General features: G+C 39.2%; 13 protein-coding genes and 1 riboswitch. Of the genes, 9 read left to right on the top strand and 4 right to left on the bottom strand.

The annotated features are described in order from the left end of the window. Nucleotides 1–3: 3 nt before the first annotated feature. The gene (locus KV40_RS15155) at nt 4–897 is read right to left on the bottom strand and encodes a DUF3365 domain-containing protein (protein ID WP_036483058.1); all 894 of its coding nucleotides are present in this window, start codon (nt 895–897) and stop codon (nt 4–6) included. A 131-nt stretch (nt 898–1,028) separates the two neighbouring features. On the opposite strand from KV40_RS15155, the gene KV40_RS15150 reads away from it, so the two are divergent. Continuing rightward, nucleotides 1,029–1,886, top strand: coding sequence for a phosphate/phosphite/phosphonate ABC transporter substrate-binding protein (locus tag KV40_RS15150; protein ID WP_036483055.1), 858 nt, complete (start codon nt 1,029–1,031; stop codon nt 1,884–1,886). 177 nt (nt 1,887–2,063) lie between these two features. Here the strand turns inward: KV40_RS15150 and sufB are convergent, their stop codons facing one another. Next, complete coding sequence (gene sufB, locus KV40_RS15145; protein ID WP_036483053.1) at nt 2,064–3,506, bottom strand: Fe-S cluster assembly protein SufB; 1,443 nt, start codon at nt 3,504–3,506, stop codon at nt 2,064–2,066. A gap of 252 nt (nt 3,507–3,758) precedes the next feature. Here sufB and sufR point away from each other — a divergent pair, with 252 nt between their 5' ends. Both sufR and KV40_RS15130 read left to right on the top strand, forming a co-directional pair. Then, entirely contained in the window at nt 3,759–4,403 is a 645-nt protein-coding gene (gene sufR, locus KV40_RS15135; protein WP_036483050.1) for an iron-sulfur cluster biosynthesis transcriptional regulator SufR, read from the top strand. Nucleotides 4,404–4,629: 226 nt separating this feature from the next. After that, nucleotides 4,630–4,699: riboswitch (Glutamine riboswitch) on the top strand. A gap of 35 nt (nt 4,700–4,734) precedes the next feature. Continuing rightward, the gene (locus KV40_RS15130) at nt 4,735–5,055 is read left to right on the top strand and encodes a DUF4278 domain-containing protein (RefSeq protein ID WP_036483047.1); all 321 of its coding nucleotides are present in this window, start codon (nt 4,735–4,737) and stop codon (nt 5,053–5,055) included. A gap of 154 nt (nt 5,056–5,209) precedes the next feature. On the opposite strand, the gene KV40_RS15125 is transcribed toward KV40_RS15130, so the two are convergent. Continuing rightward, entirely contained in the window at nt 5,210–5,668 is a 459-nt protein-coding gene (locus tag KV40_RS15125; protein ID WP_052055659.1) for an orange carotenoid protein N-terminal domain-containing protein, read from the bottom strand. A gap of 335 nt (nt 5,669–6,003) precedes the next feature. On the opposite strand from KV40_RS15125, the gene KV40_RS15120 reads away from it, so the two are divergent. The 3 genes from KV40_RS15120 to KV40_RS15110 all read left to right on the top strand — a co-directional run bounded on the left by KV40_RS15120 (nt 6,004) and on the right by KV40_RS15110 (nt 10,328). Then, a complete protein-coding gene (locus tag KV40_RS15120; protein WP_036483045.1) occupies nt 6,004–7,179 on the top strand; it encodes a cysteine desulfurase family protein in 1,176 nt (391 codons plus the stop codon). Next, nucleotides 7,176–7,682 carry a hypothetical protein gene (locus KV40_RS15115; RefSeq protein ID WP_036483043.1) on the top strand — a complete coding sequence of 169 codons (507 nt, stop codon included), beginning with the start codon at nt 7,176–7,178 and terminating at the stop codon, nt 7,680–7,682. The genes KV40_RS15120 and KV40_RS15115 overlap by 4 nt, the downstream gene beginning before the upstream one ends. Nucleotides 7,683–7,853: 171 nt before the next feature. After that, nucleotides 7,854–10,328 (top strand): ATP-binding cassette domain-containing protein, encoded by a 2,475-nt coding sequence (locus KV40_RS15110; protein WP_036483041.1) that lies wholly within the window; start codon nt 7,854–7,856, stop codon nt 10,326–10,328. Here the strand turns inward: KV40_RS15110 and rodA are convergent. After that, a complete protein-coding gene (gene rodA, locus KV40_RS15105; RefSeq protein WP_036483040.1) occupies nt 10,325–11,629 on the bottom strand; it encodes a rod shape-determining protein RodA in 1,305 nt (434 codons plus the stop codon). The two genes, KV40_RS15110 and rodA, sit on opposite strands and share 4 nt — an antisense overlap. Before the next feature lie 315 nt (nt 11,630–11,944). Here rodA and KV40_RS15100 point away from each other — a divergent pair, with 315 nt between their 5' ends. The 3 genes from KV40_RS15100 to KV40_RS15090 all read left to right on the top strand — a co-directional run bounded on the left by KV40_RS15100 (nt 11,945) and on the right by KV40_RS15090 (nt 13,511). Next, a complete protein-coding gene (locus tag KV40_RS15100; RefSeq protein WP_036483039.1) occupies nt 11,945–12,157 on the top strand; it encodes a hypothetical protein in 213 nt (70 codons plus the stop codon). After that, complete coding sequence (locus KV40_RS15095; RefSeq protein ID WP_036483038.1) at nt 12,154–12,435, top strand: type II toxin-antitoxin system mRNA interferase toxin, RelE/StbE family; 282 nt, start codon at nt 12,154–12,156, stop codon at nt 12,433–12,435. The genes KV40_RS15100 and KV40_RS15095 overlap by 4 nt, the downstream gene beginning before the upstream one ends. A gap of 314 nt (nt 12,436–12,749) precedes the next feature. Beyond that, nucleotides 12,750–13,511 carry a pentapeptide repeat-containing protein gene (locus KV40_RS15090; protein ID WP_172657292.1) on the top strand — a complete coding sequence of 254 codons (762 nt, stop codon included), beginning with the start codon at nt 12,750–12,752 and terminating at the stop codon, nt 13,509–13,511. Nucleotides 13,512–13,632 lie beyond the last annotated feature (121 nt).

Raw genomic sequence — 13,632 nt, 5'->3', positions numbered from 1 at the left:
AGATTATTTAGAATCCAGCATTTCCATTGCTATTTTAAGACTGGCTTTTAGACGATTGAGAGAAGCTGCTAATATACCAATTTCGTCATTGCTTTTTTGCTCGAATTCTACGTCTAAATCCCCCATACTTAGCTTTTTAGATAAATGAGACATTTCATTGATGGGATTAGTAATAACGAACTTAAGGAAAACATTTAATAAAACTACAGCAAGTACCAAAAAAATTAATATCTTACCTACAACTAGCAAACGCAAACGTCTGGCATCCTCTAACACCTGACTTGCAGGTACCGAAATAACTTGCGCTCCAACAATTTCGTTAAGCTTCCAGCCAAAACCATTATCAGTTCCATAAGTAGCAAGTAAGCTAGCAGGAGCTTCTTCGGGACTGCCATGACACCTAAGACAACTTTCTTTCGTGACACTTAGAGGGCGAGCGATATAAAAAATTTCTCCTCCAGGTATATTACGAAAGCCTTGTTGTTGTTGCTGGGAATCATTTCTAAAAGAATTGATAATTTCTGCTTCAAAACTATCGGCTTTATCTCTCAGATTGGTAGGATTTAAAGTAGCTTCCTTGTAAAAAAAGTTTCTGTATCTATCGCTATTTCTAAGATATTCAAATACTTCTCGACTCGAATATGCAGGGACAGTTTGGGGCAAAAATAATTCTTCAGTTTCTAGCCTCGAAGCTAATTCTGGATTAACTTGAGTGCTGGTATAGTTACGAACTGAATTCATTGTTTCGATCAACAACAAGGCTTTTTCGGTCACTACTTCTTCAGCATAACCTTGTATGACTATTGATAGCGTCGCTCCTATCGTTATCATCAGTAATAATAAAATCGCGGCTAAAAGCAGGTTTAGTTTGACCCCTAGCTTAAGATTATTAAACATTTGTTTTAGTCTTGTGGTTGTAAAAATGTATTATTGATATCTTATAAATTATATTTTCGCAGTTTCTGCTTTTGTAGAACCAAAAATTTATAAATACTTTATTGTTAATTTGTTAACTATTTTGTAGAGGTATGAATTTTAAAAAAATATGTATAATAGCTATCTTATTCGTAGTTTCGGGCTGTAGCCGCACTTCCGAACAAACAGATATTTATAAGCTAAGTATTGGGGTGGTTAGGTATGAAGCGCAAGATAATACCTTAGAAAAATATATTGATTTCAAACAATATTTAGAAACGCAGCTTAACTGCATCGTAGAAGTAGAACCTGTTTATAATGAAGTCAAGGCTTTACAACAGATTGCACAGAAAAAGTGGGACTTGGTTTTTGCTCCTTCTGGATTAGCAGCGATCGCTATTTCTCGTTACAATTATCTACCTTTAGTACCTCTCGAAAGTTTACGACAAACACGCTCGGTTATAGCTGTCAGGCAAGATTCAAAATTTGAAAGCCATCAGGATTTAGCAGGGGAGGTAATCGCTCTAGGTCAACGGGGTTCGGCGACTGGCTATTATTTACCGATCTACAATTTATATGGCTTGCATTTTTCCGAAATTAAATTCGCGCCTACACCTAGTACTATTTTGACCTGGCTAGATGAAGAAAAGATTGCGGCAGGTGCGCTGTCAATGGAAGAGTTTCAACGCTATCGACAAAATTTTAAACCCAATAGTTTTAAAGTCATTTATGTAGACTATCATGACGTACCCCCTGGAGCGATTTTAATAGGCGATCGCATCGAACGCAATTTGCAACAACAGATCGAACAAAAGTTAGCCGAAACACCTTCGTTTATTGCAGGTTCTATGGGTTTTTTGCCTAATGAAGAACCACCCAACTACGATTACTTAGTTAAAGTTATCGAGCGAGTTCGTCCAATTGCCGAAAATATTAACGACAAACCAGCACTCTTATATCAACCAAAATAAGTATTTAAAAAGTCAAAAGTTAAAACTAAAGGTTTTTTAGAGTTTAGGGTAAAAAAGAAAAGACTAAAGGAAGATATAGCTACCTTTAACCGTTTCCCTTTTACCTACTAAAGGCTTCTTTTCCTTTCCCCTACAAATTACCGTTCATTTATATATAGTAAGGAGTCAAAAATCTTCTTAGCCGACAGTACCTTCTAGTTTGAGGCTTAGTAATTTATCTGCTTCGGCAGCAAACTCCATCGGTAATTCATTTAAAACGTCTTTACAGAAACCGCTAACCATCATAGTGACGGCATCTTCTTCTGAAATACCCCTTTGAGCCAAATAAAACAATTGTTCTTCACCAATTTTGGCGGTAGAAGCTTCGTGTTCTAATTTGGCGGTGTTGTTATCTACTTGAATATAGGGAAAGGTATTGGCTTCGGCATTATCGCCAATTAGCATCGAGTCGCATTGAGAATAGTTACGCGCACCTGCGGCTTTGGCACCAATTTTGACCAAGCCTCGATAGCTACTTTGAGAATTACCAGCGGAAATACCTTTGGCAATGATCGTACTGCGAGTGTTTTTGCCAATATGAATCATCTTCGTACCAGTATCGGCTTGTTGCTGGTTATTAGTTAGGGCGATCGAATAAAATTCTCCTACCGAATTATCGCCAACTAAGACACAGCTTGGATATTTCCAGGTAATTGCCGAACCAGTTTCTACCTGCGTCCAAGAAATTTTAGAATTGACTCCTTTGCACAAACCACGTTTGGTTACAAAGTTGTAAATACCGCCTTTGCCTTGTTCGTCGCCAGCAAACCAGTTTTGAACGGTAGAGTATTTAATGTCGGCATTGTCTAAGGCTACTAGTTCTACTACCGCAGCATGAAGTTGATTGGTATCGAACATCGGTGCGGTACAGCCTTCTAAGTAGCTAACGCTCGCTCCTTCTTCGGCTACGATTAGGGTACGCTCGAACTGTCCCGTATCGCCAGTATTGATGCGGAAATAAGTAGACAGTTCCATCGGGCAAGTTACGCCTTTGGGAATAAAGACAAACGAGCCATCGCTAAATACAGCGGAGTTTAAAGCAGCAAAATAGTTGTCTCCTACAGGAACCACGCTACCAAGATATTTTTGCACCAGTTCTGGATGTTCCTGCAAAGCTTCAGAAATCGAGCAGAAAATCACCCCTTCTTCTGCTAGTTTTTCTTTAAAAGTCGTCGCTACCGATACGCTGTCAAAGATAGCGTCTACCGCAACATTACTAAGTCTTTTTTGTTCGGAAAGGGGAATGCCAAGTTTTTCAAAGGTATCGAGTAAAGCAGGGTCTACTTCTTCTAGACTGCCTAACTTTTCCTGTTTCTTCTTCTTAGGTGCAGAATAATAAATGATATTTTGATAGTCGATCGCGGGATACTTTGCTTGCGACCACTTGGGTTCGCTCATCTTTTGCCACTGTCGATAAGCTTTGAGGCGAAACTCTAGCATAAACTCTGGCTCGTTTTTTTTGGCTGAAATTAGACGAATTACTTCTTCGCTTAAGCCGCGAGGAATGGTATCTGCTTCAATATCAGTTACAAAGCCGTATTTATATGGTTGATTGACTAAAGTTTTGACTGTGGCACTCATAATTAATGGCAAGCTATTGCTGTGGTGTTCTAAATCTAATACCGTTATTTTCTCGGTCGAGAATGTCAGTAAAAGCTAATCGCTGTGTACAATTAAAGTTAACGACTACTCTACTTAAAAGTTTAACAACAAATTTGTTGTTTAAGTCTATTGTAAGTTACATTAACAACAAAGATGTTGTCAAAGTCGGAAAATTTCTCAATTTTTTGTACGGATTTATCTTTTTAAGACTCGAAATTTAATTATAGGACGATGACGACCACTGGTTTACCGTCTACCAAACAAAGTATTTTACAATACCTACTCAAACAAGATCGAGCTACCGCCAAACAGTTGGCTGAAGCTTTAAAACTTACAACTCAAGCAATTCGCCGTCATTTAAATGAATTAGAAGCTGAAGAATTTATTGAATATCATGCGGTACAGCAAGGAATGGGAAGACCACAGCATCTGTATCGGCTAAGCGACAAAGGACGCGATCGCCTCAATCCCCATCGCTATGGAGAGTTTGCCGTGTCTTTTTTAGATACTTTAGCTGAAACCGTAGGTGAAGAACAGGTTGGTAAAGTTTTAGAAAAACAGTGGCAGCGAAAAGCAAACGAATATCGCGATCGCGTGGGTGGAGGTTCTCTGTTGCAGCGAGTAACCAGATTGGTACACTTAAGACAAGAAGAAGGCTATATGGCAGAACTGCATACAATTTCTCAGTCGCCACAAAAGAAATTTGTTTTAGTAGAACACAACTGCGCCATATCGGAAGTAGCAGAATCTTACCCTAGTATTTGCGGACACGAACTGGAAATGTTTGCCGCAGTTTTACCCGACTGCAATATCGAACGAACTCACTGGATCAATAACGGCGAACATCGCTGTGGTTATTCAATTGAAGCAAAGTAGACATTTGGCATTTAGCATTTAGCATTTATCAGTTGTTTAACGCTAGTTGTTTTTTGCTCCCCCTGCTTCTCACCTTTCTATTTGTCTATGTGCAGCTAAAAATATACAAATATAAAATTTTCTCAAAGATTCGGGAAGCCGCAACGCAAAATGTGGCTTTCCGTCTTTAGGGGTATAGACATTAATTTTAAAACGGTTACAATAGATACAGAAATAAATTAAAGCAATCGTTCATCTCTCTGTAAATTTAAAATTTAGAGAGACGGAAGTAGGGAAAACTCCCGAAGGAACGCGCCTCATTTTATCAACGCAATCGGAGGCGTAAATATATATGAAACTTAATTATCGCGGTGTAAGTTACGAATACAACCCACCTGTGGTTGAAGTAGGCGAAGGCGGAGTTGCAGGTAAATTTCGCGGCTTGGACTGGAGATTTCGCAATCTCAAAAAACCCCCAGTGCTGCAACCACCTGTTAACCTCACCTATCGCGGCGTAGCTTATAACAACCGACCCGTACCAACTACAGATGTTCGAGAGCAGGTTTCTGTTACAGAACAGGCTCGTTGGTTGATGCTCAATAAAGAAAAAGCAGCTAAAAACCGCACTGAGTCTATGTTAAGACGTTCGGCGCATGAGGTCGGTCTTATTTAATTACTAAACGATAAAAACGCGATCGCTGCACTTTACTAGAGTAGTAGCGATCGCATATAGATACAGTCGCTAATAACATAGCGACTGTTTTTTTATTAAAAAACCGAGGAAGTTTTTAACCAGTTCCTCGGTTGTAGAGGATTTATAAGTCTTATTAGACTCTAGCTGTTTCTTCAGTACTTACGCCAACAGCATCACGGATAAATACTAGTTGTTGGGTAAAATCTTCTTCTTTAAGCAACCCTAACAGTTTTTTACCGCCAGACGATAGGCTGTAGTCATTAGGAAAACTCACTACAGAGTTTTGTTCCATTGCTGCTGCTAACTGATACCAAAAATAAAGCTTTTGATTAGAAGAATAAGATTTATAAGTCTGAAATTCTTGGCGATCGCTACCTGCGATAAAATCACGCTGTACCTGTAGCTGTTCTTCTTCAGACATTTGTTTAATGTTACTGACTAAGCTGTCAGTATCGCCTAAATTTTCTCCTTCACGTTCTGGTTCGGGAGTTAAATCTCCTTTTATTTTCTGGTAAGCGTACCATAAAATTGCTAGCTGTTCGTCAGTTTCTAAAGAACGAAGAGTGGAAATTTTTTCTGTTGCCGCAGACATAAAAATAAAATACCTTTAATAATTTTCAAACAAGGTTTAAAACCTTATCTGTTGTTCATCATGAACAATGATTCTGTAAGAAACACCTATAAGAAGTCGCAAATGTAAAGATAAATTAAATTTGTAGAATCCTTCTTCTGTGGGAGGCAAAGAGAAAATACAGAACAAAGGTTTTATTTAATCAAAATACACTGACGTAAAAAATTTAACTCTAAGAAACCAATTTTCGGTCGGTAGAGAAAAACATCAGAGTCTTTTATATTATGAGTCAGAGAATAAACTAAATTTAAAATAAATTACCAAACCAACCCAGACAGCTAGTTACTAATTTGCCAATGTCTCAACGACCTATATATTTAGATAATCACGCCACAACACCTGTAGATGAAAGAGTGTTAGAGGCAATGATTCCTTACTTTACAGAAAAATTTGGCAATCCTTCTAGCATTACTCATGTTTATGGTTGGGAAGCAGAAGCAGCAGTCAAGCAAGCCAGAGAAACTATTGCTAATGCAATTAGTGCTACTCCCGAAGAAATTGTCTTTACTAGCGGTGCTACCGAAGCCAATAATTTAGCTATTAAAGGTGTGGCAGAGGCTTACTTTAGCCAGGGAAGACATATTATTACCGTCCAAACCGAACATAGTGCCGTACTAGATCCCTGTGGTTATTTAGAAACGTTGGGGTTTGAAGTTACTTATTTACCAGTGCAGTCTGACGGGTTAATCGATCTCAACAAATTAGAAACGGCAATTCGCGACGATACAATTTTAGTTTCGGTAATGGCAGCTAATAACGAAATTGGCGTAATTCAACCTCTGACAGAAATTGGTAATATCTGTCGCGACCGCAACTGTTTATTTCATACTGATGCCGCACAGGCGATCGCTAAAATTCCTTTAGATGTAGAGGAAATGAAAATCGATCTAATGTCACTAACCGCTCATAAGGTATACGGTCCTAAAGGCATCGGTGCGTTATACATACGTCGTCGCCATCCCAGAGTTAAAATTGCCTCGCAAATTCAGGGAGGAGGACAAGAAAAAGGCAGGCGTTCTGGTACGCTTTACACCCCGCAAATTGTCGGCTTTGGTAAGGCAGTAGAGTTGGGACTAGCAGAGATGCGATCGGAGTCGCAGCGACAATTTGAGTTAAGAAAAAAGCTATGGCAAATGATAAAAGAATTGCCTGGAATTGAGTTAAATGGTCATTATCAGCAAAGATTATCGGGTAATTTAAATATTAGTATTGAAGGAGTAGACGGTTCGGCTTTGCTACTTGGTTTGCAGCCTACCGTAGCTTTGTCTTCTGGTTCGGCTTGTTCTAGTGTTTCTACGGCACCATCTCATGTGTTGACGGCATTGGGGCGATCGCAAAAGTTAGCTTATGCTTCTTTGCGTTTTGGTATCGGACGCTTTAATACTGCTAAGGAAATAGAAACCGTAGGCAAGGCAACGATAAACACAGTTAAGGCTTTACGACAGGCAAATAATAGCACTTTAAAAGTATGAATCCTAATAACTGGCTTACCGTTAGTTCGTTTATCGCGATCGCCACTTTGTTAAGTATCGAAGTTGGCTGGCTGACGAAAAAGGGAACATTACCACTTACTTCCAATATTCCTTACTCGGAAGCACAACAGCAGTTTTTACAAGTTTGGGTCAATATTGCTTTACTTATTGGGTTAATTGTACCTATAGTTATGGCGATTGTTTTTTGGCAACAACCAGATATTTGTCAATTTTTTAGCTGTTATTTAGTGGCTGTTTTTATTCAGTTAGCTAGTGAAATTGGTTTTAGCCGTTGGTTGTGTAAAAGTGTGGTGGTAACTATCGGGACGATATATACGGGATTTCGGATTTGGCAGTTATGGTATGGTCTTCAGTTGGCTATTTATCCCCAGCCTTGGCTGAGTTGTTTGTGGTTGGTGTTGTTGTTTTGGGTGGCGAATTTAATAATGCTCTTTACAATGGCTTATCCAACTATTATTTCAGAATCAAAGCAACGTGTTTAAACTGAGCTTAATTCATCAAACTTAGTTAAGAATCAAGAAGAGTTTGTATCGATTATCTATAAAGACAATCAAAAAGCTGTATGGACTGGACTAGTAACAAAGGGTTAGATATATAATTTTTTTTGTAGCACGACCGCTGCCAAAAATACACTATTAAATTATTAAATACCAATGACAGATCGTTTTTCTCAAGCAACTGTTGTCAATATAGAACCTTACATTGAGTTAAACAATCGAGGTAAAGTAGTACGCTTGAGACTGAGCGACGAGGTCAACCGCCTCGGAAGAGATCCTAAATGGGCAACGATACAGGTACCGCAAGATTGGACAATTGTTTCGCGCCGCCAGGCAATTATCCAAAAAGAAGGTAAAAGCTATCGCATTTTTGATGGCGATTGCGAAGCTAGCCAAAGGCATCGCGCCAAAAAAAGAGGTAACGGCATTTTTCTCAATCAAACTAGAATTAACTTTACTGAAGGTCATTTACTGAAAAGCGGCGAACAATTATACATCGGTCAAGATCCTCGGTATCAAATTAGTCTGACTTACCAGAATCCTAGAAGCAGTAATGTATCTGTACCAAAACTACATCGCTTGGAATTGACTGGTTTGCAAAACGATCTCGTAGAGTTGGGCAGATCCCCAAATCCCAATCATCGTGCGTCGATTCAACTAGATGCACCTACAGTATCTCGTCTCCATGCAACTATCTATGCCGATCGCCAAGGCAGTCACATCTTACAAGATCGTAGTACCAACGGAACTTTTGTCAACGGCAATCGCTTAGAAAAGCGGCATCGACTCGAACCAGGAGATGCTATTCAAATTGGTCCTTATATTCTGATTTACACGGGAGATGCTTTAGAGCTTAAAAACGCTACAGATCGGGTTCGTATTGATGCCCATCAACTGGTACGCAAGGTAAAAGACAAACGAGGCAAAGAAAAAATTATTCTCAATGATGTTTCACTAGTTATCGAACCAGGACAGCTAGTTGCTTTGGTAGGGGGTAGTGGTGCTGGTAAATCAACTCTAATGAAGTCTTTGTTAGGAATTGCTCCAACGTCTTCAGGTAATATTTACTTAAATGGTGACGATTTGCGGCAAAATTGGGCAGTTTACCGTTCTCAGGTAGGTTATGTTCCCCAGGATGATATTATTCACCGCGAGCTAACTGTTGAGGAGGTTTTAAAGTATGCCTGTCAACTACGGCTTCCTCCCGATACTAATATCGGTAAAGTAATTACTAACACTCTAGAACAAGTTAAACTTTCTCACGTCCGTCATAGTTTGGTGTCCAAACTCAGCGGTGGACAGCGCAAGCGGGTTAGTATCGGCGTAGAATTGTTAGCCAACCCCAAGCTGTTTTTTCTCGACGAACCTACTTCTGGTCTAGATCCTGGTTTGGATAAAGAAATGATGCAGCTACTGCGCGAACAGGCAGATTTAGGCAGAACTATTGCTTTAGTTACTCATGCTACAGATAATATTGGTATTTGCGATCGCATTGCTTTTATGGGTTTGGGAGGCAAACTCTGTTATTATGGACCTCCTCAAGAAGCTCTGTCTTTCTTTCAGCAGCATTCGGGAAAATTTATCGACGAAAAATTTAATGATTTTGCCGATATTTACATCGAATTAAATAAAGGCAAAAACGAAGAAGCCATTTTAGAACGGGTCGATTATTGGTCTGATACTTATTCTAAGTCCTCACTATACGAAGCCTATATCGAAAGTTCTCTCAGTCCTGGTAAAGAAATACAGCAAAAATCAAATGCGGCAGTTAAGACGGGTATTTCACCTTTAGCACAATTATCACTACTAGCTCGACGTTACTGGAAACTAGTTAGTCGCGATACCAATAGTTTAATCTTAACTTTGCTAGCAGGACCAATTACCATTGCTCTAACAGGCTTACCCCTACGTAACGAAAAACCACTAAGTATAGTCGATGTTCCCAGCGCAACTCAAGCTTCTCTAGCACTAAGACTGTTGTTTATTTTTAGCTGCGTTGCGATTTGGCTCGGTCTTTCTAATGCAATTCGCGAAATTGTCAAAGAAGAAGGGATTTATTTTCGCGAACGGCTGCTCAATCTCGGTTTAATTCCCTATCTCTCGTCCAAGCTACTAATTCGCGGAGGAATTGCTTTAGCGCAAACTATTTTGATTACTCTGGTAGTTCTTTTAGTTTTTGATGCGCCAGAGTCAAATCTGATTCCCTGGTCAGTTGGCTTTGCAATTACTACCTTTTTAACTCTTGTTGCCAGTACCAGTCTAAGTTTGATGCTTTCTGCAGTGGTTAAAACTGAAAATGAAGGTAACGGTATTTTACCTTTAGTGATGATACCTCAGATAATTTTTTCAGGCGTGTTGTTTACTTTAGAAGGTTGGTCGAGCAAGCTTTCCTGGCTAATGCTAAGTCGCTGGTCGATTGGAGCTTTTGGTTCGCTAGCTAATGTAAATGCTATGGCACCTCCCGAAATGCCAGGATTAGAGACGGAAATGCTAGCAGACATTTTTCAGCCTAGTTCGGTATACAATGCCACCTGGGAAAACTTGGCTTTGAACTGGGGAATTTTAGTCGTTCATGCTTTAGCTTATGCAATTGTTACTCTAATAGTGCAACGTCGCAAAGATATTTTTTAACTTCGCTTCGCTCCTGAAGGCAGAAGTCTGTAACGTTTCTTCTTACTAACTCGATGATAGGCGACAGATTCTACCAAGCCGATCGCGATAAAGTTAGAGAGTAAAGCCGATCGCCCGTAACTCATCCAGGGCAGGGGTATACCAGTAATTGGAGCTAGTCCAATAGTCATGCTGATATTAATAATTACCTGAAAAGCAATAACTGAAAGAAAACCAATTGCCAGCAGAGAACCGAAGTTATCTTTTGCCGTAGCCGCAATCCAAACTAAACGAAAGCAGATTGCCCAGAAAACTAGCAACAAAATCATACAGCCAACAAAGCCTAAATTTTCTCCTACTGCCGAAAATATAAAGTCAGTATGCTGTTCGGGAATAAAGTTAAGTTGAGTTTGGGTTCCATGATGCCATCCCCTACCGCTTAACTGTCCCGCACCAATCGCAATACGCGATTGAATTAAATGATAGCCTCCTCCCAGAGGATCTTTCTCTGGATCGAGAAATAAAATCAATCTGGCTTTTTGATAGTCTTTGAGCAGTCCCCAAAAGACATTGCCTAACTCTACCGCCGCCAAATTTAGCGCGCTCGCTGCCAAGAAGGCTACTATTTTTACGGGGAAACTCAGCCAGGCTATGCCTGCCATAACTAACACCCAAATTAACCAGACAGGAAGATAGACATGATATAAAATAGCTGAAATTAAAGGAGATACAAGTAAAATCAACCATCCTGGATTGGTATTTGCCCAATAGAGCATGGTGATTACTATTACTCCAAATACCAACGAAGTACCTAAGTCTGGCTGCAAAAATACCAGCCCCCAGGGAACGGCAGTAATTGCTAGAGTACGGGCGATCGCGCTCATTTTGGAAGTATTTTCATTATGCAGTAAGGCTGCCAGAGTAATAATTACACCAATTTTGGCAAACTCTGACGGTTGAATGTTAAAACCTGCAACTGTAATCCAGCGTTGTGCGCCTTTAGCGGTTACTCCAGTTATCATTACCGCAATTAAAGAAGCATTGGTTAAAGCGTAAACTAACCAATGCCACTGCAATAGAGATTGATAACGCCAGCGAGAAAGTAACAGAGCAATAACCAAGCCAATGGCACCGATAGAAATATGTTGATAGGCGCGATCTAATCCTTCTGCTAACTCCGTACTGTGAATCGTCAAGCCGCCAAATATAGTTACGCCGATTACTAACAGCAGCAACAGCCAGTCGAGTTGTTGCCAGGGCTGAACTACTGTATGCAGATATTTGCTGAGATAAAGTAATTTCGAGCGAGATTTAGCAGGCATCTTGTTTGGGATTAGAAATAGAAATTTTGATTAGCACTAATCTAACCGCTTTTGAATCCAATAGCCTCTAGATTCAAAGATAATTATTCCAAAAATCTGATGGCGATCGCCGCATAAGTTAAAGTAACTCCGAGCGAGCGCGATTGACTTAAATTGATGAAGGGTATTTAACCTACTTTTTATCTACATACTAAGTATCCTAATGGCGCGATTGCTTGTCTTTCAATTAGAGCGAATAGTCTCGATTACTTACTCATCAAATAAAGCTGAAGATAATAGATCTTATAATCTTAGTGAGCTATTAAAAAAAATATCATGGCACAGATAAACTTTGGAGAAATTTTAGAAGCAGCAGAACAACTTTCTATAGAAGAGCGAGAAGACTTGATTCGTATTTTACAAAATCGTTTGAGAGAACAAAAAAGAGCCGATGTGGTTAAAGATGTTAGAGAAGCTCAACAAGAATTCGAGCGAGGTGAATGTCAACCTGTTACACTAGAGCAACTGATGAAGGAAATTCTTTCGTGAAGTTTGTCTTATTACGCTCTAATGCCTTTGTTAGAAATGCTCGCAAAATTATCAAAAGACAACCTCAATTAGCTCAAAATATTCAAAATACCATAGAGCTACTCTGCTCATATCCGTTTCAAGCACGATTAAAAACTCACAAATTAAAAGGAGAGCTTAAAGATTCTTATGCTTGCAGTGCGGGCTACGATCTAAGAATTATTTTCAAATTTGTTGAATACGAACAAACACAAGCAATTCTCTTAGAATCAATTGGGACTCATGATGAAGTTTATTAGTGCGATCGTGTTTGGTGATGAGGTAGAGCGATCGCATTGAAAGAGAGAAAAATGCGCTCGATATTGGTAGTGATGAGAGCGGTTATTAAGGCGATTGGGTTTGAGATGCTAACGGAACTTTGTTTAGGTTAAGACCAAAACACCTTTCTTACTATCTATATGACTAGAAATGAGATGGTTAACAAATTATCTGCTCGCTTGCTGATTAAGTATTTGTTTCTAATGTTTATGGTATTAAAGAAATGCAACTTAAGCCTTTAACTGCTGCAATTTTTATGCTCGTTTTCCTTTCGGGATGCTATGGAAAGGATTGTTTGAGTAAACAGACTACTAAACCTAGACATCTAAAGCGGTTGCTTGAAACTAAAAAATGTCCAGGATGTTACTTAGGCGATGCCGATTTAAGTGGTGCAGATTTAGCAGGTGCAGATTTGTCGGGAGCTATGTTAGTCAAAGCTAATTTAGATGGTGCTAACTTACAACAGGCTAATTTAAGTAATGCTCAATTGAGTTGGTACGATATTGATACTGGATGGGGATTATCAGAGACTTGCGATGTCGATTTTTCTGCTTCGCTAAAGAAAGCTAATTTAGAGGGGGCTAATTTATCAGGAGCTAACCTAAGAAAAGTCGATTTAGAACAGGGAAATCTTAGCTATGCTAATTTAAAAAATGCCGATTTACATAAAGCTAATTTAAAAGAGGCTAATCTCATAGAAGCCAACTTAGAAAAGGTTTACTCATCGGGGGTCGATTTTACAGAAGCCAATTTAAAAGAGGCTAATCTCACAGAAGCCGACTTATACAACGTTGAGTTGAAAAATGCCAATCTTAGTAGTGCCAATTTAAGAGAAACATATTTAACTTCCTCTAATCTTCAAGGGGCTAATCTAGAACACTCAGATCTAAGTAAATCTAAAATCAGTAACGTTAATTTCAAGGAAGCAAACTTGTTAGGTGCCAAACTTCCCAATTATATATTTTCAGAAGACTACGAAAAATCTTATTTGTCTCGTCCTAACTTAGATGGTGCAACTATGCCCGATGGAACGATTTTTTCTGGTTATACTCAATAAAACTCTCTGGTTGACAAATCAACGCGAACGAGAGCTTGCCAGCTTGAAGCTATTGATAAAATTTATTTGAGCATTAACTACTGCAAATATCGCTTTATCTCCTCACGAACTTATTTAGACA

This window comes from Myxosarcina sp. GI1, assembly GCF_000756305.1.
Classification (GTDB): Bacteria; Cyanobacteriota; Cyanobacteriia; order Cyanobacteriales; family Xenococcaceae; genus Myxosarcina.
The sequence above is the reverse complement of the archived record's forward strand: the minus strand, read 5'-3'. Positions and strand labels throughout refer to the sequence as shown.

Coding starts and splice junctions, on each gene's coding strand:
- KV40_RS15155 (WP_036483058.1), bottom strand. CDS start 897: ATGTTTAATAATCTTAAGCTAGGGGTCAAACTAAACCTGCTTTTAGCC.
- KV40_RS15150 (WP_036483055.1), top strand. CDS start 1,029: ATGAATTTTAAAAAAATATGTATAATAGCTATCTTATTCGTAGTTTCG.
- sufB (WP_036483053.1), bottom strand. CDS start 3,506: ATGAGTGCCACAGTCAAAACTTTAGTCAATCAACCATATAAATACGGC.
- sufR (WP_036483050.1), top strand. CDS start 3,759: ATGACGACCACTGGTTTACCGTCTACCAAACAAAGTATTTTACAATAC.
- KV40_RS15130 (WP_036483047.1), top strand. CDS start 4,735: ATGAAACTTAATTATCGCGGTGTAAGTTACGAATACAACCCACCTGTG.
- KV40_RS15125 (WP_052055659.1), bottom strand. CDS start 5,668: ATGTCTGCGGCAACAGAAAAAATTTCCACTCTTCGTTCTTTAGAAACT.
- KV40_RS15120 (WP_036483045.1), top strand. CDS start 6,004: ATGTCTCAACGACCTATATATTTAGATAATCACGCCACAACACCTGTA.
- KV40_RS15115 (WP_036483043.1), top strand. CDS start 7,176: ATGAATCCTAATAACTGGCTTACCGTTAGTTCGTTTATCGCGATCGCC.
- KV40_RS15110 (WP_036483041.1), top strand. CDS start 7,854: ATGACAGATCGTTTTTCTCAAGCAACTGTTGTCAATATAGAACCTTAC.
- rodA (WP_036483040.1), bottom strand. CDS start 11,629: ATGCCTGCTAAATCTCGCTCGAAATTACTTTATCTCAGCAAATATCTG.
- KV40_RS15100 (WP_036483039.1), top strand. CDS start 11,945: ATGGCACAGATAAACTTTGGAGAAATTTTAGAAGCAGCAGAACAACTT.